At 63.1% G+C, this 20,336-nt stretch carries 17 protein-coding genes, 1 tRNA gene and 1 pseudogene; 12 read left to right on the top strand and 7 right to left on the bottom strand.

What is annotated here, in order from left to right; all coding sequences use genetic code 11:
- Positions 1-191: 191 nt before the first annotated feature.
- Positions 192-413 (bottom strand): hypothetical protein, encoded by a 222-nt coding sequence (locus AC1DWI_RS01275; RefSeq protein WP_457282237.1) that lies wholly within the window; start codon positions 411-413, stop codon positions 192-194.
- Positions 414-606: 193 nt separating this feature from the next.
- Between AC1DWI_RS01275 and AC1DWI_RS01280 the strand changes: the two genes are divergently transcribed.
- A complete protein-coding gene (locus AC1DWI_RS01280) occupies positions 607-1,041 on the top strand; it encodes a DUF1841 family protein (RefSeq protein WP_477668316.1) in 435 nt (144 codons plus the stop codon).
- 122 nt (positions 1,042-1,163) lie between these two features.
- Here AC1DWI_RS01280 and AC1DWI_RS01285 read toward each other — a convergent pair whose 3' ends face one another.
- Complete coding sequence (locus AC1DWI_RS01285) at positions 1,164-1,832, bottom strand: c-type cytochrome (RefSeq protein ID WP_477648343.1); 669 nt, start codon at positions 1,830-1,832, stop codon at positions 1,164-1,166.
- A gap of 196 nt (positions 1,833-2,028) precedes the next feature.
- Here AC1DWI_RS01285 and AC1DWI_RS01290 point away from each other — a divergent pair.
- From AC1DWI_RS01290 to AC1DWI_RS01325, 8 genes and pseudogenes are all read left to right on the top strand, one after another.
- Positions 2,029-2,478: pseudogene (locus AC1DWI_RS01290) on the top strand (AAA family ATPase); the annotation flags it as partial.
- Between the two features lie 5 nt (positions 2,479-2,483).
- Positions 2,484-2,651 (top strand): hypothetical protein, encoded by a 168-nt coding sequence (locus AC1DWI_RS01295; RefSeq protein WP_477668317.1) that lies wholly within the window; start codon positions 2,484-2,486, stop codon positions 2,649-2,651.
- An 11-nt stretch (positions 2,652-2,662) separates the two neighbouring features.
- Positions 2,663-2,890 (top strand): hypothetical protein, encoded by a 228-nt coding sequence (locus tag AC1DWI_RS01300; RefSeq protein WP_477668318.1) that lies wholly within the window; start codon positions 2,663-2,665, stop codon positions 2,888-2,890.
- A gap of 2 nt (positions 2,891-2,892) precedes the next feature.
- On the top strand, positions 2,893-3,480 hold the full coding sequence (locus AC1DWI_RS01305; RefSeq protein WP_477668319.1) for a GNAT family N-acetyltransferase: 588 nt from the start codon (positions 2,893-2,895) through the stop codon (positions 3,478-3,480).
- Positions 3,481-3,504: 24 nt separating this feature from the next.
- A complete protein-coding gene (locus tag AC1DWI_RS01310) occupies positions 3,505-4,719 on the top strand; it encodes a vWA domain-containing protein (RefSeq protein ID WP_477668320.1) in 1,215 nt (404 codons plus the stop codon).
- 49 nt (positions 4,720-4,768) lie between these two features.
- Positions 4,769-6,775, top strand: a complete 2,007-nt coding sequence (locus tag AC1DWI_RS01315; protein ID WP_477724273.1) for an autotransporter assembly complex protein TamA — start codon at positions 4,769-4,771, stop codon at positions 6,773-6,775.
- Positions 6,775-10,758: a translocation/assembly module TamB domain-containing protein gene (locus AC1DWI_RS01320; RefSeq protein ID WP_477724274.1), complete on the top strand. Its 3,984-nt coding sequence runs from the start codon at positions 6,775-6,777 to the stop codon at positions 10,756-10,758. Before AC1DWI_RS01315 ends, AC1DWI_RS01320 begins: the two co-directional genes overlap by 1 nt.
- A gap of 65 nt (positions 10,759-10,823) precedes the next feature.
- Positions 10,824-10,898, top strand: a tRNA-Arg gene (locus tag AC1DWI_RS01325).
- Between the two features lie 92 nt (positions 10,899-10,990).
- On the opposite strand, the gene AC1DWI_RS01330 is transcribed toward AC1DWI_RS01325, so the two are convergent.
- Genes AC1DWI_RS01330 through hutC form a run of 5 tightly spaced genes read right to left on the bottom strand, consistent with a single transcriptional unit; the run spans position 10,991 to position 15,739 of the window.
- Positions 10,991-12,394 (bottom strand): formimidoylglutamate deiminase, encoded by a 1,404-nt coding sequence (locus AC1DWI_RS01330; protein ID WP_477668323.1) that lies wholly within the window; start codon positions 12,392-12,394, stop codon positions 10,991-10,993.
- Positions 12,384-13,202: an N-formylglutamate deformylase gene (gene hutG / locus AC1DWI_RS01335; RefSeq protein WP_477724275.1), complete on the bottom strand. Its 819-nt coding sequence runs from the start codon at positions 13,200-13,202 to the stop codon at positions 12,384-12,386. Before hutG ends, AC1DWI_RS01330 begins: the two co-directional genes overlap by 11 nt.
- A complete protein-coding gene (gene hutI, locus AC1DWI_RS01340; RefSeq protein ID WP_477724276.1) occupies positions 13,199-14,413 on the bottom strand; it encodes an imidazolonepropionase in 1,215 nt (404 codons plus the stop codon). Before hutI ends, hutG begins: the two co-directional genes overlap by 4 nt.
- Positions 14,410-14,970, bottom strand: a complete 561-nt coding sequence (locus AC1DWI_RS01345) for a HutD/Ves family protein (RefSeq protein ID WP_477668326.1) — start codon at positions 14,968-14,970, stop codon at positions 14,410-14,412. The genes hutI and AC1DWI_RS01345 overlap by 4 nt, the downstream gene beginning before the upstream one ends.
- A 58-nt stretch (positions 14,971-15,028) precedes the next feature.
- On the bottom strand, positions 15,029-15,739 hold the full coding sequence (gene hutC, locus AC1DWI_RS01350) for a histidine utilization repressor (protein ID WP_477724277.1): 711 nt from the start codon (positions 15,737-15,739) through the stop codon (positions 15,029-15,031).
- A gap of 225 nt (positions 15,740-15,964) precedes the next feature.
- Here hutC and hutU point away from each other — a divergent pair, with 225 nt between their 5' ends.
- The 3 genes from hutU (at position 15,965) to AC1DWI_RS01365 (ending at position 20,304) form a co-directional block, all read left to right on the top strand.
- Positions 15,965-17,671, top strand: a complete 1,707-nt coding sequence (gene hutU / locus AC1DWI_RS01355) for a urocanate hydratase (protein ID WP_477668327.1) — start codon at positions 15,965-15,967, stop codon at positions 17,669-17,671.
- A gap of 84 nt (positions 17,672-17,755) precedes the next feature.
- Positions 17,756-19,294, top strand: a complete 1,539-nt coding sequence (gene hutH, locus AC1DWI_RS01360; RefSeq protein ID WP_477668328.1) for a histidine ammonia-lyase — start codon at positions 17,756-17,758, stop codon at positions 19,292-19,294.
- Between the two features lie 53 nt (positions 19,295-19,347).
- Entirely contained in the window at positions 19,348-20,304 is a 957-nt protein-coding gene (locus tag AC1DWI_RS01365; RefSeq protein ID WP_477668329.1) for an ABC transporter substrate-binding protein, read from the top strand.
- Positions 20,305-20,336 lie beyond the last annotated feature (32 nt).

The following is a 20,336-nucleotide window of genomic DNA, read 5'->3' on the forward strand; positions in this document are numbered from 1 at the left end:
CGCCAAAGCCATGCAGGAAACGATGCTGCCGCAACTGCTGGCGGCGGCGCGGGCAATCTCGCGCATGCTTATATAGACCCACCCCTGTCCAAGCTCACTTCGTGTAGCTTGTTCTCCCCTCAAGGGGACGGCGCCTGCGGTCTGGCAAAGCCAGTCCCGCGGCCCCCGCTGGGGTGGGACAGAGCGTGGGACTATGACTTTTTAAAGCCAACGACCAGGACTACTGCGCCCAGCACGATGGCGCCCAGGCTGAGCCACTGGGGAATGTTGACGGACTCTTTTTCTTTCACGGTCAGCTGGATGGGGCCGAGCTTGGCGGCGGTCGTGTCTTTGGTGAAGCTGAAGCCGCCGGTGAAGAAACCGGCCAGGCCCAAAACGATCAGGATAATGCCTGTGATGCGTGCTGCGTTCATGTGAAATCTCCTCGCCGGGCTTGTGGGTCGTTATGAAGTAGCCTTGCCCCGGAACTGCGCCACTGTGATTCGTAATGTAGGCAGAGGTGCAAAAACTGTCTGTAGGACAGGGCCGGTGAGCCCCGTGGCCCGAACACTGATAAGCAAACCACCACGCCGGCGTTGGAAAACCTCTGCGTGATAACCTTTCACCATGTTCACTCCCTCGCAAGCCGACGTACGCCGGTTTTTCTGCTCTGTTTATGCCAAAGCCCTCGCCGGACAACCGATGGAGGCTATCGAAACCATAGCAAGTCAATGGATTGAAGAGCATCCCGAATACCATGCGGACTTTGCCGACGCCGACAGTGCGCTCGAAAAAATGTACGACGTGGAAGCGGGCAAGACCAACCCCTTTTTGCACCTGTCCATGCATTTGTCGATCAGCGAGCAATGCTCCATCGACCAGCCGCGCGGAATTCGCCAGGCCGTCGAGCTGCTGACGGCCAAACGCAACTCGCTGCACGATGCGCACCACGAAACCATGGACTGCCTGGGGCAGATGGTCTGGGAGAGCCAGCGCGCCGGACGCCCGCCCGATGGCGCGGCCTACATCGACTGCGTGCAGCGCAGGGCAACCAGAGATTGAGCCCCCACGCTTTTCACTTCGTGTAATGCGCAGCGGCCCCTGCTGGTGAAAACGCATACAGACCGGGCCCATAAAAAAAGCCGCTGATACAGCGGCTTTTTTGTTGAGCGAAAGATTCCGGTTCAGCGGAATTTTTTCTGCGGAATGGTCTTCAGGTCGCCGTCTACCGACGACAGGTAGTTGGCCAATTGCTTCAGCTCAACATTGGTGTACTGCTTGGCCATGCCGGACATGATGGCATTGCCGCGGCCAACCTTGGGGTTGTTTTCTGTCTTGTAGGCCTTGAGCGCCACGAACAGGTAGTCAGCATGCTGACCACCAATCTTGGGATAGGCCGGATCAATCGGTTTGCTGAAGTTGGCGCCGTGGCAAGACGCGCAGTTGGCCTTGTTCAACAGGGCCTGGACTTCCGCGCTTGGCTCTTTGGCCGGCTTGGCCGGCAGCTCTGCGGCGCCGGCCACCACACCGTCAGCACTGTAGTGCGCGGCGAGGTCGGCGATGTCCTGGTCGGTCAGCGAATCGGCAATGGCGCGCATGGTGGGATGTTTGCGGTCGCCTTTTTTGTATTCATTGAGCGCGGCGACGATGTATTTGGCGCCCTGGCCTGAAATCATCGGGACCTTGTAAACCTCGGGGAAAGAGGCTTGGTAGCCCTTGATGCCGTGGCAGCCGATGCACATGGCATTCTTGGTTTCGCCGGCTTTGGCATCGCCCTTGATCTCCTGGGCAAGGCTTGCAACCGTCACGCAAGAGACAGTTACGGCGAATATCGTGGTGAACAGCTTATTCATTTTGCGCGCACAATCAGGTGGGAATTCATCGTATAAAACAACCTTGGATTATATCTGGGCCTGCCGAGACCGGGCACCCCTTGCCGGCAACCCGCGCAAACGCCCTTTCAATTTTCACTTCCTCCCCCCAAGAACATGAAATTTCTAGGTTCCAAGAACTACGTCGCCACCCAGGATCTGATGCTGGCCGTGAATAATTGACCGCATGGAGTTCTATGTGTATGAAACGCGTGAGCTCATCAAGGCCAAGCACCGGCCGCTGGTGTTCATCACCTCCAACAACGAAAAAGAGCTGCCCGACGCGTTTTTGCGCCGCTGCTTCTTCCACTACATCAAATTCCCCGACGCCGACACCATGAAGCAGATCGTGGACGTGCACTTCCCCGACCTGAAGAAAGAGTTGCTGACCGCAGCCATGAAGACCTTCTACGACGTGCGCAACCTGCCTGGCCTGAAGAAGAAACCGTCGACCTCAGAGTTGCTGGACTGGCTCAAACTGCTGGTCGCCGAAGACATCCCGCTGGACGCCCTGCAAAGCAAGGACGACAAGGTCGCCGTGCCGCCGCTGGTGGGCGCATTGCTCAAGAACGAGCAGGACGTGACCCTGTTCGAGAAGCTGGTTTTCATGCAGCGCAACAATCGCTGAACAACATGTACATCACAGAACCTATTGCGGAATTGCAGCTGATCAAGGTGCAGTACGGTGACATACAGGTAACTGTGAAAAATCAACAATCTTTTCGGCTAGCCCTCACAGTCCTTGATGAACTAGATCCGCAGACCCTGCAGCCAATCCGCAAAATTATTGTCGCCAGTTAGAGCTAACTCATATGAACCAAAAATCACTGCTGATCGAAGGCCTGTCGGACGCGGTCGGCTTTGTCGGCGGCGCGCTTCTCGGCTTTTGGGCCGGCCATCTGCTCGGCTTCGACATTTTTGAAGCCGGCTACGGCAACGGCGCCATCGCGGGCATCGTGCTGGTGGGCCTGGGCGGCGGCCTGGGGCTGCAAGTGGCCCGACGCTGGAGGAACCGGCAAAAACCCGAAGGAGAGAAGTAAGCATGGCGTTTGTCGAACCCGTGACCCTGGAATCGCGCGGCGTGCGCCTCGTACCGCTGACGCTGGCGCACGAAGCAGGCCTCAAGGCCGCGGCCGCCGATGGCGAACTCTGGAAGCTGCGCATCACCTCGGTGCCCGAGCCTCACGAAACGCGCGGCTATATTGAAACCGCGCTGGCCACCAACAATCGCCTGGCCTTTGCAGTCACGGACGCCGCCTCTGGCGAAGTACAGGGCTCCACCAGTTACCACGACATCGTGCCCAACCTCAAACGCGTCGAGATTGGTTACACCTGGTACGCCGCGCGCTGCCAGCGCACCCATGTCAACACCACCTGCAAGCTGCTGATGCTGAGCCACGCCTTCGACACGCTGGGCTGCAATATCGTGGGCTGGCGCACCGACAACTTCAACCACGCTTCGCAGCGCGCCATCGAGCGCCTGGGCGCCCGCAAAGACGGCGTGCTGCGCGGCCATGCATTGCGCCGCGACGGCACGATCCGCGACACCGTGATGTATAGCCTGGCCGCAGGCGAATGGCCCGAAGTGAAAGCACAGTTGCTCTATCTTCTGGATAAGCCACGAGCCTGAAGCGCTTGCCGCCAAGGAGTTTCCATGCTGATCGATTTCTTCTACACCCTGCGCTCGGCCAAGCTGCCGGTCTCCGTCAAGGAATACCTGATGCTGCTCGAAGCACTGCAGGCAGGCGTCGTCGGCCCAAACAGCGACAAGCTCGAAGCGCACGAGGGCGAAGGCGCCTGGAAGATCGATGACTTCTATTACCTCAGCCGCACGGTGCTGGTGAAAGACGAAAAAAACTACGACAAATTCGACCGCGCCTTTGCCGCCTACTTCAAAGGCGTGGAAATGCTGGCCGACTTCACCAAAGACATCCCGCTCGAATGGCTGCGCAAAAACCTCGAGCTGGAACTCAGCCCCGAAGAAAAAGCCAAGATTGAGAAGATGGGCTGGGACGAACTCATGGAAACGCTCAAAAAGCGTTTTGAAGAGCAGAAAGAGCGCCACGAAGGCGGCAGCAAATGGATAGGCACGGGCGGCACATCGCCCTTTGGCGCGAACGGCTTCAACCCGCAAGGCATACGCATTGGCCAGGAGAAAAGCCGCAACAAAAGCGCCGTGAAAGTCTGGGACCAGCGCGCCTACAAGGACTACGACGACACCCAGGAGCTCGGCACGCGCAACATCAAGGTCGCGCTGCGCCGCTTGCGCAAGTTCGCACGCCAAGGCAATGTCGAAGAACTGGACCTGGACGACACCATACGTTCCACGGCGGCCAATGCCGGCTGGCTGGACATCAAGATGGTGCCCGAGCGTCACAACAATGTGAAGGTGCTGCTGCTGATGGACGTGGGCGGCACCATGGACGAGCACATCCATCGCGTCGAGGAAATGTTCTCTGCCGTGAAGGCCGAGTTCAAGCACCTCGAGTTTTATTACTTCCACAACTGCGTCTACGACTTCATGTGGAAGAACAACCGCCGCCGCTTCAGCGAGAAATTCCCGACCTGGGACATCATCCGCAAGTACAACAAGGATTACAAACTCATCTTCGTCGGCGATGCGACCATGAGCCCCTACGAAATCCTGCAGCCGGGTGGCAGCGTGGAATACAACAACGAAGAAGCCGGCGCCGAATGGATGCAGCGCCTGACCAACGCCTTCCCCAAATTCGCCTGGATCAACCCCGAACCGCAGGGTGTCTGGCAATACCGTCAGAGCATCAGCGTGATCCAGCAACTGGTTAACCAGCGCATGTACCCGCTGACCATCAAGGGCCTGGAAGAAGCCATGCGAATGCTCTCGAAGTAGCGTTCGCCTCCTACGCCTGAGCGCTGGGGCGCTCAAGTAAACTGCCTTCGTGACCCATCCAAGTACCCACAGTACCCACTGCGCACGGACGGCCACCCCGGCAGGATTGCCGACCAGCGCCGGCTTCATCCCTGCTTTCGCCCTCTCTGCGATATTTTTGGCGCCTTTGGCCGCCGCGCAAACGGCTGCGCCTGCGCAGTCCGGCAACACAGCGACACTGCCTTCCGGCGTCACACAAACCGCGCCAGCCCCACCTCCGCCCCCTCAGAAAGTCACGCCTGAGCCCACACCGCAGGGCTCTACCGGCCCAACCAGCGCTCAGCCTGAAGTTACGGCCTTTGACATCGCGGTGCGCGCGCCGCAGCCCATCAAGGAGCTGCTCGAAAGACACCTTGAGTTGCAACGCTACCGCGCTGTGACCGACCTGGACGAGGCCGAACTGGCCCGCCTGATCGTGCTGGCCGAGCGCAATGTGCGCAACCTGGTGGGCACGCTGGGTTATTTCAGCCCGACCATCGCCATTACGCGAGAAGGCGGCACCGCCGCGGGGTCAGGCCAGCGGCCGACCATTGTGGTCGCGGTGGAGCCGGGTCAGGCTACAACGGTCGGGCCGGTGGCAATCGACTTTGCAGGCGATATTGCCGAATCCCCCGACCCGGATGCGCAGGCCCAGCGCGCGGAAATCCAGCGCGACTGGCGTCTGCCCACGGGCCAACGCTTTACGCAGGACGCCTGGGACAGCGCCAAGACACAGGCCCTGCGCGACCTGGTTGCCCGCCGCTACCCGGCCGGCAAGCTGGCAGGCAGCCTGGCCGATGTGGACGCACCGGAGCACAGCGCAGCCCTGAGCCTCAAGCTCGACTCCGGCCCCCTCTACCGCCTGGGCCCCATGCAGGTCACAGGTGTCGAGCGCTACGACCCGGTGCTGGTGCCGCGCCTGGCACGCCTCAATGCCGGCGCCATGTACGACCAGAAGCAGCTGACCGAAGCGCAGCAGCGGCTGGCTTCCAGCGGTTATTTCGATTCGGCTTATATCTTTGTCGATCCCGAAAGCGATCCGCAGGCAGCGCCCGTCCAGGTACAGGTGCGCGAAGCCAAACTGCAGAAGGTCATTCTGGGCGTGGGCGTTACCACCGACAGCGGGCCGCGCGCCTCGATTGAGCACACACACCTGCGCGTGCCGGGCACCAATTGGCGCGCCGTCACCAAACTGCAACTCGAAAAGAAATCACCTTTCGCCCAGACCGAATGGACCTCGATTCCCGATGAGGCCAGCTGGCGCTGGGTGGCCCTGGCGCGCACCGAACGTGTCGACGACAACGAGCTCGTCACCCGCTCCGGGCGCCTGCGCTTTGGCCGCACGCAGGCCGGCGAACGCATAGACCGCAACATCTATTTGCAATACGACAGGGCGAGCGTGAGCGGCAGCGGCCAGATCAACAGCTCCGCCGCCGATATCGGCGACGGCTCGGCCCTGACCGCCAACTAYGTCTGGACGGGTCGCTACTTCGACAGCCTGCCATTCCCGAGCAAGGGCTACGGCCTGGGCTTTGAACTSGGCGCCGGCAGCACCATGGGSTCGCAGCACCTGCCYCTSASCCGCGCCGTGGGCCGCTGGCTCGGCATYGTGCCGCTGGAGCGSGGCCGCATCGCSMTRCGCGCCGARGGCGGCGCCGTGMTSGCCAAAGACTCGGCSCGCATTCCCGGCACCTTGCTGTTCCGAACGGGCGGCGACACCACCGTCCGCGGCTACGGCTATCGTGACATCGGCATCAAACTGGACAACGGTGTGACTGGGCCGGGCCGCTACATGGCGGTGGGCAGCGTGGAATACCAGCGCCCGATGCTGCGCGACGGCCGGCCCAGCGAATGGGAGAACACTTTCTTCATCGATGCAGGCGCCGTGGCAGACAACCCCAAAGACATGAAACCTTCCGTCGGCATCGGCACCGGCGTGCGCTGGAAAAGCCCTATCGGGCCGCTGCAGATTGACCTGGCCTATGGTGTGAAAGTCAAACAGCTGCGCCTGCACGTCAGCGTGGGATTTGTTTTCTGATGGACACGCCGAAGACCTCGATTCCTCCAGCCGCACCGGGGCCTGCACGCCCACCACGGCGCTGGCTGCGCGTCACAGCCTGGACCGCAGGCAGCGTGGTGGTGCTGGCTATCGGCGTCACTGCAGGCGCCTGGTGGTGGGCCGGCACCGACGGCTCACTGGCCACCGCATTGAACTGGATCGCTCGAACCCAGCCGCTGAGCGCCGAACGCGTGACAGGCTCGTTACGCGCGGGCGGGCATGTTGACCAACTGGTGTGGCAGCAAGATGGCTTGCGTGTGGATGTGAGAGATGTCACCCTCGCCTGGCAACCGTGGTCGCTGCTGCACGGCACGCTGGAGGTCAACCGGCTGGCTGCAGCCAGCGTGCAGGTCAACGATCAACGCTCGCCCTCGACCACGCCGTCGGTGCCGCCTTCAGCGCTGGGCTTGCCGCTGCCGGTGGTGCTTGACGGGTTTTCCATCGGGCAGTTTCAATGGACGGGCGGCGCGGCGTTTTCAGCCTCCGCCATCACTGGAAACTATGCGTTCAAGGGCATAGACCACCAGCTGGAATTGCTCAGCGCGCAGGTAGCGCACGGCCGCTACAACGGGCGCGCGACCTTATCGTCACACAGCCCGTTGAAGCTTGATGCCAGTCTGGCAGGCGCACTGGACACGCAGATTCCCGGCACAAAAGCGCCCGTGCCGCTGGCTTTCAAAGCCACGGCCCACGGCCCCCTCACCGAACTGCTGGTGAAGGCCGAGCTGCAAGTGAGCGCTCAGCCTTCCGCCACATCACCCCGCAAAAACCAGCGGCAACCACAGGCAACTGCAACAGCACGCGTGATGCCCTGGGCTCCACAACCCCTGCCGCAAGCTGATGCGGATTTTCGTGACCTGGATGTAGCAGCCTTCTGGCCCGAAGGCCCACAAACCTTGCTGACGGGCAGCGCCAACGTGCGGCCTGCAGCCTCTGCAAGTTCACCGGCAAGCGCTTCATCGACATCCGCCTGGCAGTTGCAACTGCAACTGGCCAATTCCCTGCCTGGCCCCTGGGACCAGCACAAGCTGCCCCTGGATCGGCTGGAAATCCAAGGCGAGTGGCGTAGCGGCATGGCCATGGTGCGCACGCTCAAGGCTCAGTTGGGCGGCGGCGAGCTGCTGGCCAGCGGCGAGTGGGCTGATGCGCCCACCACATCCCTTGCAGCACCCGCGTGGAAGCTGCGGGCAACGCTCCAACACGTCAACCCGGCCCTCTTGCACAGCCAACTGGCGCCGCTGCCGCTGGACGGCAAAGCCGACATCCGCAGCCAGGGCCCGGTCATAAGCTTTGACGCAAACGTGCAGGCAGCACGCAATGACGCCAGCGCCAGGAACAATCCGCTGGGCCAGCTGCGCCTGCGCGATGYCAGTGCCACCGGCAGCTGGAATGCCGAACAGGCCGGCGGCACGCTGGTGCTGTCGGCTCTGCGCGTACGCACCGACGACGCCGAGCTGGCAGGTCAGCTTGAGGCCCAACCCAGCGCAAAAGGCGGCAAGGGAAAACTCACACTGACAGCCCCCGGACTGGACGCTCAACTGCAAGGGGAACTGCGGCAAACCAGCGGCAAAGGCGACGTGAGCCTGCGCGGCCGCGACATGGCGCAAGCCCTGCGCTGGCTGCAAAAACTCCCGGGCCTGCCCGCATCATTGAAGAGCGCATCGGCGAGCGGCAGCGCCGAACTGCAAGCCAGCTGGCAAGGTGGCTGGCAAGATCCGGCCTTGCAGGCACGGCTGGACCTGCCTTCACTTGACTGGCGCATGGCAACGCCTGCGCCCGCCGCTGCGACAACTTCCAGCACAGCAGGAACAGCACCAGTCGCTACCGCAGAGGCCCTGAAAATCCGCGCCTTCCAGGCCACGCTTTCCGGCCGCCTGAGCCAGGCACAGCTGGCCACGCAAGGCCGCATGGAAGCAGGCCAGCGCCGCTACACCCTGCAGCTGGCGGCAGAAGGCGGGCGACTCAACAACGGCGCCGCACGCAACGCCCCGCTCGCTGAATCCGCGTGGCAAGGCCTGGTCAAGCAGCTCAGTGTGAGTGTGGAAGACCCCACGCTGGGCAAGGGGGCCTGGCAGCTCAAGACCCGCAGCACCGTGCCGCTCAAGTGGACGCCCGCGCGCAATGGTGACCTGTTTGAAAGCGGCGCGGGAGAAGCCCTTCTGGTCGCGCCGCCTTCGGGCGCATCCACCAGTGCCCCTTCGCAGGCCACGCTGGCGTGGCAACCGGTTCGCTGGCGGCCGGGCCGTGAACTCGTCACCGCCGGCAAGCTCAGCGGCCTGCCGCTGGCCTGGATAGAACTGCTGGCCGGCCCGCAAATGGCCGGCGCAGGCCTGGGCGGCACCCTGCTGCTGGATGGCGACTGGGACGCCACGCTGGGTGACACGCTGCGCCTGAAAGTCAGCCTCGCACGCAGCAGCGGCGACATCACCGTGCAAGCCGAAACCGTGCAAGGCATGGCGGCGCGCGTGGCGGCCGGCGTGAAGGAAGCGCGCCTCTCGCTGCAAAGCGAAGGCGAGGCCGTCACGCTGGCGCTGCGCTGGGACAGCGAACGCGCGGGCACGGCAGACGGCCAGCTCAGGACCCGTTTGGCCCGCGCGCCAGCCACCGCCGGCGGCGGCTGGCTCTGGCCGGCCGATGCACCGCTGGCCGGCCAGCTGCGCGCCCAGCTGCCGCGCATCGGCGTGTGGTCAGTGCTGGCGCCGCCGGGCTGGCGGCTGCGCGGCTCGCTGGGCGCTGACGTCGCGATCAGCGGCACCCGCGCCGCGCCGCAACTGGCCGGCGACCTGCAGGCCAACGACCTCGCCCTGCGCTCGGTGGTAGACGGCATCGAATTCGGCAACGGCCGCCTGCGCGCCAAACTCGACGGCACGCGCATGCGCATCAACGAGTTCACGCTGCAGGGCGCGGGCGACAAGGGCACGGGCGGCGTTCTCACGGCCCAGGGCGAAGCCGGCTGGGTGGAGGGCAAGCCGCAGGTGCAGCTCACGGCCAGGCTCGAAAGCTTGCGGGCCAGCATCCGTACCGACCGGCAACTGACGGTATCGGGCGAGGTGCAGGCCGGCCTCAAGGGACAACAAACTGAACTCACCGGCAAGCTGGTGATCGACCAGGCCCGCATCATCCTGCCCGACGAAGGTACGCCGCAACTCGGCGACGACGTGGTGGTGCGCACCACCCGCGGCGCGGCGGCGGGCCAAAAGGCACCCGCGCAGACCAGCGACGAAATCGCCGACCGCGACGCGCGCCCCGTCAAACTGGCGGTGGAGCTTGACCTGGGCCGCGACTTCCGCATCCAGGGCAAGGGCATAGACACGCGTGTGCGCGGCACGCTGGCCCTGAGCGGTGAAACGCTGCGCGAGCCCCGGCTCAACGGCACCATCAACACGGCAGGCGGCCAGTACCGCGCCTACGGCCAGCGCCTGGATGTGGAGCAAGGCATGCTGCGCTTTACCGGCGCCATCGACAACCCTTCGCTCGATATCCTGGCGATTCGCCCCAACCTCACGCAGCGCGTGGGCGTGCAAATTACCGGCACCGCCCTGCTGCCGCGCGTGCGCCTGTACGCGCAACCCGAGCTGCCCGACGCCGAAAAACTCTCGTGGCTGGTGGTGGGCCGCTCGTCGGCTTCAGGCGGAGCCGAAGCCGCGCTACTGCAGCAGGCCGCCCTGGCCCTGCTGGGTAGCAAAGGCGGCGGCATGTCGGGCGGCCTGGCTGCCTCGCTGGGACTGGACGAGCTGTCCTACCGCGGCGCATCCAGCAACACGGACGGCACCACGACAGAAGGCGCCGTCACGCTGGGCAAGCGCTTTTCGCGCAATTTCTACGCCGCCTATGAGCGCACCGTGACCGGCGCACTGGGCACGCTCTACGTGTTTTACGACCTCTCGCAACGCTTCACCGTGCGCGCCCAGGCCGGCCAGCAAAGCGCGGTGGACCTGATCTTCACCGTGCCTTACGACTGAGGTGATTCCTGAGGGCGAGGCCGGCTTTCGCCACCGAATACAATTGCAGCTTCTCCAAGAGAAGTGCCGCCATAGTTCAATGGATAGAACGAGTGCCTCCTAAGCGCTAGATACAGGTTCGATTCCTGTTGGTGGTACCACATACTCCTGTTTTAATAGCTGCTTGCGCCCGTCACTATTGGCCCGGAACGCTATTTCGCACATAAAAGTGCAACTGGCGACCTTTGACCTTTCAACGCCATAGTTCGCGCATGGCCTGGCTGAAGTTTTCTGCGAGCTGCCGCCTTTTCTCTGCACCTGGCCCGCTGGCCAGTACACGCTCCCCGGCTACAAATACCTCGCCAACCACTCCGCCTGGGCTCGAAAACACCAGCGCATCCAGCAGATGGTGAACCGGCACACCCAGCAACGCGGGCGAACCGGGATCCAGCGTCATGAAGTCCGCCCGATGCCCGGGCGCGAAACCACCCTGCATCCGGCCAGTTGCGGGGAAACCGCCCACCAGTGCGGATTCGAACAAGCCAGCCGCGCTGCTCTCGTGGCCCAGGATGCGGGCGGCGATGTTGCGCTGACGCAGCGTGAGGCGTTGCGAATATTCCAGCAGGCGCAGCTCTTCAGGCCAGCTGCGGGTGACGTGGCTGTCGGAGCCTATGGACCACTTGCCGCCTGCGGCTGCGTAGGCCGGCAAATCAAACACGCCGTCGCCCAGATTTGCTTCAGTTGCGGGGCAAATCACAATGGAGGCGCCTTTGCCCTGCACGCCTTGCAACTCGGCCGGTGTCGAGTGAGTGGCGTGCACCAGGTTCCAGCGGGCATCGACATCGGCGTTGTTGAGTAGCCATTCAATCGGGCGCTGGCCGGTGTGCGCCAGGCAGTCATCGACTTCCTGCGTCTGCTCAGCGATGTGGATGTGTACCGGCAGGCCGGCTGCTTTGGCTGCGCCTGTGAGCTCATGCAGCGCAGCCGGGCTGGCCGCGCGTAATGAATGCACGGCCACACCAGTATTGATGCGCGCGTCGCCCTTTGTCTGGCGCTGGATGTCTTCGACCATGCGCATGACGCTCTCGGGCGTCGATGAAAAACGGCGCTGGTCTTCCCGCAAACCCGTTGCCTTGAAGCCCGAGCGCATGTAGAGCGTGGGCAGCAAGGTGAGGCCAATACCCGTGCGCTGCGCGGCGCGCACAAGCGCCAGCGACATTTCTATCGGGTTGGCATAGGGCGCGCCGCTGATGTCGTTATGCAGGTAGTGGAAGTCACAGACCTGGGTATAGCCGCCGGCCAGCAGCTCGGCATAGAGCTGGCTTGCAATCGCTTCGAGCTGTTCGGGCGTGATGCGGTTGGCCGCGGTGTACATGCGGTCGCGCCAGCTCCAGAAATCGTCGGATGCATGGGCGCCCTCGCTGCGCCGCTCCGTCAGGCCCGCCATCGCGCGCTGAAAGGCATGGCTGTGCGCATTGACCAAACCAGGCAGGATCGGGCCAGGCAGACGCGTGGCGCCTTCTTGCTGCTGCGCCGTGGCGCCGGGCTCCACACTTTGCCAGGTGCCGTTGCCGGCGACCGTCAGCAGTACGTCTTTGGCCCATGCACCCTGCACCCAGGCCGCTTCGGTGAAAAACCGGCTTGCTTCACTTTTCATAGCAGCACACGCAAGCCAGCAGGGCGCTGAAGACCATTTTCTCTAACAAAGGCTGAACTTTCGATGCCAGCATTTCGTCGTACGCGTAGGGAGGCGCTTCCTGCATATAGAGGCTCTGGCACATCTCAAGCTGCACGGCATGCACATCGCTGTCCGGCTGGCCGTAGTGGCGCGTGATGTAGCCCCCCTTGAAGCGGCCGTTAACGGCGGTGGTGATATGGGGCGCGGCGGCGCAGGCCTGTACCACTGCAGCGGTGATGGTTTCATTCGCACTCGCACCGCTGGCCGTGCCGATGTTGAGATCGGGCAGCTTGCCTTCAAAGAGCCAGGGAATTTGCGAACGGATGCTGTGCGCATCCCACAACAAGGCAAAGCCGTGCTGGGCTTTCAGCCGCGCCAGCTCACCGGCCAGTGCCGAATGGTAGGGCTGCCAGTAGGCCTCGCGACGGCGCGCGCGTTCTTCGGGTGCGGGCTCGTGGCCTGCTTTGTAAAGCGGCGCGCCACTGAAAAAGTGCGTGGGGCACAGCTCGGTGTTGGATGCACCGGGGTACATGGGCACATCGTCGGGCGGGCGGTTCAGGTCAATCACATAACGCGAATAGTGCGGCCGCAATACGCTGGCGCCCAGCGCCGGCAAAAAGTTGTAGAGCAGATGCAAATGCCAGTCGGTGTCCTCGACCCGGAGGGCTTCATCGGTGTAGCCGCCCKTGAGTTCGGCCGGTATCTCGGTGCCGATGTGCGGCATGCTGACCAGCAGCGGAACCGTACCCTGGTGCAATGTAAAAACTTCGCTCGAGCGTTCGTTCATAAGACCTGGCCCTTGAAAACTGTTTGAAAGCGCGGGTTCGCGCCAAAGGCGTAGCTCAGCTCCGCCGGCCGCTCAACACCCCACAGCACAAAATCAGCCCGCATGCCGGCGGCCAGCACGCCCCGGTCGCGCAGACCTAGCGCAGCGGCGGCATGGCGCGTGACGCCGGCCAGCGCTTCTTCAGGCGTCAGGCGGAACAGCGTGCACGCCATGTTGAGCATCAGCAGCAAAGAGGTGCAGGGCGAGCTGCCCGGGTTGCAGTCGGTAGAAATCGCCATCGCCACGCCGTGCTCGCGCAGCAAGGCCATAGGCGGCAACTTCGTTTCACGCAAGAAATAAAACGCACCGGGCAACAGCACCGCCACGGAACCGGCGGCCGCCATCGCCTGCGCGCCCTCAGCCGACAACCACTCCAGGTGGTCGCAGCTGAGCGCGCCATAGCGCGCCGCGAGCTGCGCGCCACCACTGTCGCTGAGCTGCTCGGCATGCAGCTTGACAGGAACGCCCAGGGCCTTGGCCGCGGCAAAAACCCGCTCGGTCTGCGCGGGGCTGAAAGCAATGCGCTCGCAAAACGCGTCGACCGCATCAACCAGTCCTTCGGCGTGCAGCGCCGGCAGCATTTCCAGTACGGCATCAACATAGGCGTCAGTGCGCCCGGCGAATTCAGCCGGCACCGCATGGGCACCCAAAAAAGTGGTGCGAATATCCACCGCATGGGTTTTCCCCAGCGCGCGCGCCACCGACAGCGTCTTGCGTTCATGCTCCAGCGCCAGGCCATAGCCGGACTTGATCTCGAGTGTGGTCACGCCTTCGGCAATCAATCGTTGAAGCCTGGCCGCACTCTGCGCTTGAAGTTGCTGCGTGCTGGCGGAGCGAGTCGCCTTCACGGTCGAGGCGACGCCGCCACCGGCAAGGGCAATCTCTTCATAGGTCGCGCCGTTCAAGCGCAACTCGAATTCGTGGGCGCGGTCGCCACCGTAGACAAGATGGGTGTGGCAATCGATGAGACCGGGAGTGACCAATGCACCGCCGGCGTCATGCTGCGTTGTGCAGCGAGCGAAAAGGTCTGCAGGCACATCAGCACGTGGGCCCACCCACACGATGGATTCGCCCTCCACCACCAGCGCAGCATCTTCAATCAACCCATAAGGMTGTGCGGCRCCGGCTTGCAGCGTGGCCGCGCGGCAGTTGGTCCAGAGTTGCAGGCTCATGCGGGTATCTCCATCCAGAGGGCTTGCTCTGCAGCGATGCGAACCGCAGCGCTACCCGTTACCGTGCGCCAGGCCAGCGCCGCTGGTTCCAGCTGCAAAACTTCTTCATCAAATAACACTGTAGCGCTTGATCCGTATGCGTACACAGCTATCGTTTTCATAGCATGCAGGGTTTCTGAAAAACGTCCTGCCACGCGAACCATGCGGGAAGGCGCGTTGCCCCGGCGCACCATCAGGTTGAAATCGCGCGTCTTGCCGTCAATCAAGCCGCAACCGGTTTCCGCAGCGCCATCAAAAAAGAGCGGCGCGTCGCTGGCTGTTACGCGGTGCGGCACACCCGCTACGTCCAGGTGAACCCCCGCGCCTTCAAGCACCGCGAACCAGCGCTCGATGCCTTCGAACTTCGAAAACGGTCCGCTCTTGTCCACATCCGCCACCGACATGCGCCACGCCCAGTCACCCGCATCTGGCCACATGGCCAGCTCACGCGTGACGCCACCGCCATTGCGCCACGGCGTCGCGGGGATGTCGACCAGCCGCACGATGTTCCAGCTCATTGAGGAAACCTCCGCGCCACAGCGCTGGGGTATGAGCCCATGGGACAGCCCGGCGGGCTCATGCCTGAAACTTCCCGGCAAAACTGTAACGAGAGCCTGGGTACACCAGGCGCGCCACACTGGCGATGTTGCTGCCGCTCACGGTGCGCCGCATCATGGCGAGGCACGCCTCTGCGGGCTTGATGTCCAGGTGTTTGGCCTCCAACGCCGAGGGCAGGCAGGCCTCAATGGAATAGCTGGCCTCGGTGAGCGGCGCCTGCTCGAGCAAATGGTGGGTGGGTGTGGTCTGGGTGAAGTCGGTCTTTAAATAATCAGGTGCCGCCGCCGGGTTCACATATCGGTCTTCATACTGAATCGGCACGCCGTTCTCCAGGTGAATCAATATCGTGTGAAACACCCGCCCGCCCGGCCGCAAGCCCAGGGTGCGCGCCAGGTCGGCGCTGGCTTTTTCAGATTCAGCGAGCAGCACGCGCGAAGTGTGTACGTGCCCCCGTTCCACCACTTCCTCATGAATGTCACGAATGGTCAGTGTGGAGGAAATGYGGTGCAGCTCCGCCACAAAAGTGCCGGAGCCCTGGATGCGCGTAACCATGCCCTCGCCCATCAACTCGCGCAGCGCCCGGTTGACCGTCATGCGGCTCACGCCGAACTGCTCCATGAGCACGGCTTCGCTGGGCACCGGGTCGCCGGGCTTCCAGGTGCCGGCACTGATGCGTTTTTTGATGAATGCCTTGACCTGACCGTAGGCAGGCAGTGGTGTGGTGGCCATGGTTCAGCGGAGTGCTCGCGTGTGTAAAAAATCATTGTCACCGCAAAAGTCCCGACCTTTCATCGGCCGGTCAGGGTTGCCGGCCCGGCTTTTGCGCACAAACCATAGATTACCGCAGTTGACACAAGTTGTATAGACAACTACGATTTATCCTGTCGCCGGTTGATTCCTTTTTTCTGGTGCTGTGAAATTCCCCTGTTATCCCGTCTTCTCCGGAGCAGTCTCATGTCCGATCTTTCCCAAACCCCTTTTCTGGATAGCAAGGCCCGCCCCGTGCGCGCGCCCCGCGGCAGCACCCTTACCTGCGCCAACTGGCAAATCGAGGCGGCCTACCGCATGATCCAGAACAACCTGGACCCGGAAGTCGCCGAAAACCCTGACGAGCTCGTGGTGTACGGCGGCATTGGCAAGGCAGCCCGCAACTGGCCGGCCTTTGACGCCATCCTTGATTCCCTGCGCAAACTCAAAGCCGACGAAACCCTGCTGGTGCAGTCGGGCAAGCCGGTCGGCGTGTTCCGCACCCACACGGGCGCGCCGCGCGTGCTGATCGCCAATTCCAACCTGGTACCCAAGTGGGCGACCTGGGAGCATTTCAACGAACTGGACCGCGCGGGCCTGATGATGTACGGCCAGATGACGGCCGGCAGCTGGATCTACATCGGCACCCAGGGCATCGTTCAGGGCACGTATGAAACTTTTGTGGAAGCCGGCCGCCAGCATTTCAACGGCGATCTCGCAGGCCGCTGGGTGCTGACCGCCGGCCTGGGCGGCATGGGCGGCGCGCAGCCGCTGGCCGCTACCTTTGCCGGCGCCTGCTCGCTCAACATCGAGTGCCAGCAGTCCAGCATCGACTTCCGGCTGCGCACGCGCTATGTCGACAAGCAGGCCAAAGACCTTGACGAAGCGCTGGAGATGATCAAGCACCACACCTCGCGCAAAGAAGCCGTCTCCATCGCCCTKTGCGGCAACGCGGCGGAGATCGTTCCGGAGCTGGTCAAGCGCGCCAAAGCCGGCGGCATACGCCCCGACATCGTCACTGACCAGACCTCTGCCCACGACATCATCAATGGCTACCTGCCCGCAGGCTGGTCGGTCGCGCAATGGCGCGCCGCGCAAAAAGACCCTGCCCAGCACGCCGCACTGACAAAAGCCGCTGGCGAATCCTGCGTGGCGCACGTCAAAGCCATGCTGGCCTTCCACGAAATGGGCATTCCCACGGTGGACTATGGCAACAACCTGCGTCAGGTCGCCAAGGATTTCGGCGTCGAAAACGCCTTTGACTACCCCGGCTTTGTGCCCGCCTACATTCGCCCGCTCTTTTGCCGCGGCGTCGGCCCCTTCCGCTGGGTGGCACTCTCAGGCGACCCGGAAGACATCCAAAAAACCGACGCGAAGATGAAAGAACTCTTTCCCAACAACAAGCACCTGCACCGCTGGCTGGACATGGCCGAAGAGCGCATCGCCTTCCAGGGCCTGCCGGCGCGCATCTGCTGGATAGGACTGGGCGAGCGTCACCTGGCAGGCCTGGCCTTTAACGAGATGGTGAAAAACGGTGAGCTCAAAGGCCCCATCGTGATCGGCCGCGACCACTTGGACAGCGGCTCCGTCGCCTCGCCCAACCGCGAGACCGAGGCCATGAAAGACGGCAGCGATGCCGTGAGCGACTGGCCGTTGCTGAACGCGCTGCTCAACACCGCCAGCGGCGCAACCTGGGTCAGCCTGCACCATGGCGGCGGCGTCGGCATGGGCTATTCGCAGCACTCGGGCGTGGTCATCGTGTGCGACGGCACTGCCGAGGCGTCGGAAAAGCTCGCGCGTGTGCTATTCAACGACCCGGCGACCGGCGTGATGCGCCATGCCGACGCGGGTTATGACATCGCGAAACAAAGCGCCACAGACAACGGGCTGAACCTGCCCATGATGGGACGCTGAAGCGTGGCGTTCCGCTCGAACCACGCGCCAGTATGGCCGGCGGCGCATAGCCGCCCCCTTTGACGAAACCCGGACATCTCCCTCATGAACATCCAACCTGGCTATCTCACGCTGTCCCAGCTTCGGCAAATCCACACCAGGCGTGAAACACTCGCCATTGACCTGTCTGCTGTAGCGGGCATTCGCGCCAGTGCAGCCCTGGTACAGCAGGCGGCACAGGGTGGTGCCGCCGTCTACGGCGTCAACACCGGCTTTGGCAAGCTGGCCAATCAGCGCATAGCGCAGGCCGACCTCGAAATCCTGCAACTTAACCTGCTACGGTCTCACGCCGTGGGTGTGGGCGAGCCCATGCCCGAGCGCGTGGTGCGACTGGTGCTGCTGCTCAAGGCCGCGAGCCTGGCACGCGGTTATTCCGGTGTGCGAGAAGTCGTGATCGATACACTGATAGCGCTCTACAACAAAGGCCTGACGCCGGTGATCCCCTGCCAGGGCTCGGTAGGCGCTTCGGGCGACCTGGCCCCCTTGGCCCACCTGTGCCTGCCACTCATTGGCGAAGGCGAAGTCTTCTACCAAGGTGAGCGCATGGCCGCGGGTGATGCGCTCAAACAGGTATCCATCACGCCGGTGAAGTTGTCGGCCAAGGAAGGCCTGGCGCTGATCAACGGCACTCAGGTCTCGACCGCGCTGGCGCTGGATGCACTGCTCGCCACCGACCGCCTGTTTGAAGCCGCTGTGATCTCGGGCGCCGTCACGCTGGACGCTGCGCGCGGCAGCGACGGCCCGTTTGACCCACGCATCCACGCCGTGCGCGGCCAACCGGGCCAGATCGACTGCGCTGCGGCCTACCGCGCCATCATGGTGGGCAGCGAGATTCGCCGCTCGCACCTCGAAGGCGACGACCGCGTGCAAGACCCTTACTGCCTGCGCTGCCAGCCACAGGTGATGGGTGCCTGCCTGGACCAGATGCGTTACGCCACGCAGGTGCTAATGCGCGAAGCCAATGCCGTGACCGACAACCCGCTGGTGTTTGCTGACGATGCAACGCTGCTCTCCGGGGGGAATTTCCATGCGGAGCCGGTCGCATTGGCTTGCGACGCGCTGGCAGTCGCCATCGCCGAAATCGGAGCCATCACAGAGCGCCGCATCGCCATGCTGGTCGACACCGTAGCCTCGCGCCTGCCGGCCTTTCTGACACCCGAGCCGGGCCTCAATTCCGGCTTCATGATCGTGCATGTCACTGCCGCAGCACTGGCGTCAGAGAACAAATCACTCGCCCACCCGGCCAGCGTGGACAGCCTGCCAACATCGGCCAATCAGGAAGACCATGTGAGTATGGCCACATTCGCGGCGCGCCGGTTGCAACCCATGCTGCGCAACACCGAATACATCGTGGCGATCGAACTGCTGGCTGCCGCACAAGGTATTGAATTTCTGCGACCGCTCAAGAGTTCCACCGTGCTGGAGGGTGTGCTGCAACTGGTGCGCCAGGTCTCGCCGGCCATGATGCATGACCGCAGCCTTGCGCCCGACATGGAGAAGGTGCACCAATTGGTGGCGGGCGGGCTGATTGGTCTGGCCGGTGAAGCGCAAATCACCGAGCTAACGGCCTTGCGGCTGGCATGAAGCCTGCATACAGTAGCGATATCCCAACCCGTTCCCTACAGGAGAAATCTTTCATGAAGAAGCACCTTGCCTTTTCACTGCTGGCCGCTTCGGCCGCACTGGCCACGATGAATGCCCAGGCGCAGGAAACCAAAGTCGCCGTCGGCATCTCGGGGTGGACGGGCTTCGCCCCGTTGACACTGGCCAAGGAAGCCAACATCTTCAAGAAAAACGGGCTCGACGTCTCCATCAAAAAGATTCCGCAAAAAGACCGCCACCTGGCCATTGCCTCGGGTGATGTGCAGTGCGCCGCCACCACGGTAGAAACCTGGGTGGTGTGGAATGCCAACGGCGTGGCTACCACGCAGATCTTCCAGCTCGACAAGAGCTATGGCGCCGACGGCATGGTGGTCAAACCCGCCATCACCAAGATCACCGACCTCAAAGGCAAGACCGTGGCCGCCAGCGCGCCYGGCACCTCGCCTTACTTCGCCCTGGCCTGGATGCTGAAGAAAAACGGCATGAGCACCAAGGATGTGAAGATCGTCAACCTCGAGCCGCAGGCCGCGGCCAACGCCATGATTGCCGGCACCGACGGTGTGGATGCCGCCATGACCTACGAGCCTTACCTGGGTGCGGTGCGCGCCAAGCCAGAGGCTGGCAAGATCCTCGCCACCACGCTGGACTACCCCATGGTGATGGACACATTTGGCTGCACGCCCAAATTCCTGGCAGAAAACCCCAAAGCCGCCAAGGCTCTGGCCGACAGCTACTTTGAGGCTGTCGAGATGATCCAGAAGGAACCCAAGAAGAGCTTCGAGATCATGGGCGCTGACGTGAAGCAGACCGGCGATGCCTTTGAAGCCTCCTCCAAATACCTGCGCTGGCAAGACCGCGCGGCGAATCAGAAATTCTTTGCCGGTGAGCATGCTGCCTTCAGCAAGGAAGCGGCTGACCTGCTGCTCGAAGCCGGCATCATCAAGTCGCTGCCAGACATGACCAAGCTGGCTGACACCCGGTTCATCAAATGAGCTCCCCCCCGAAGCGGCCTTCGGCCGCTCCG

The organism is Polaromonas sp. P3_C2 (assembly GCF_056402675.1).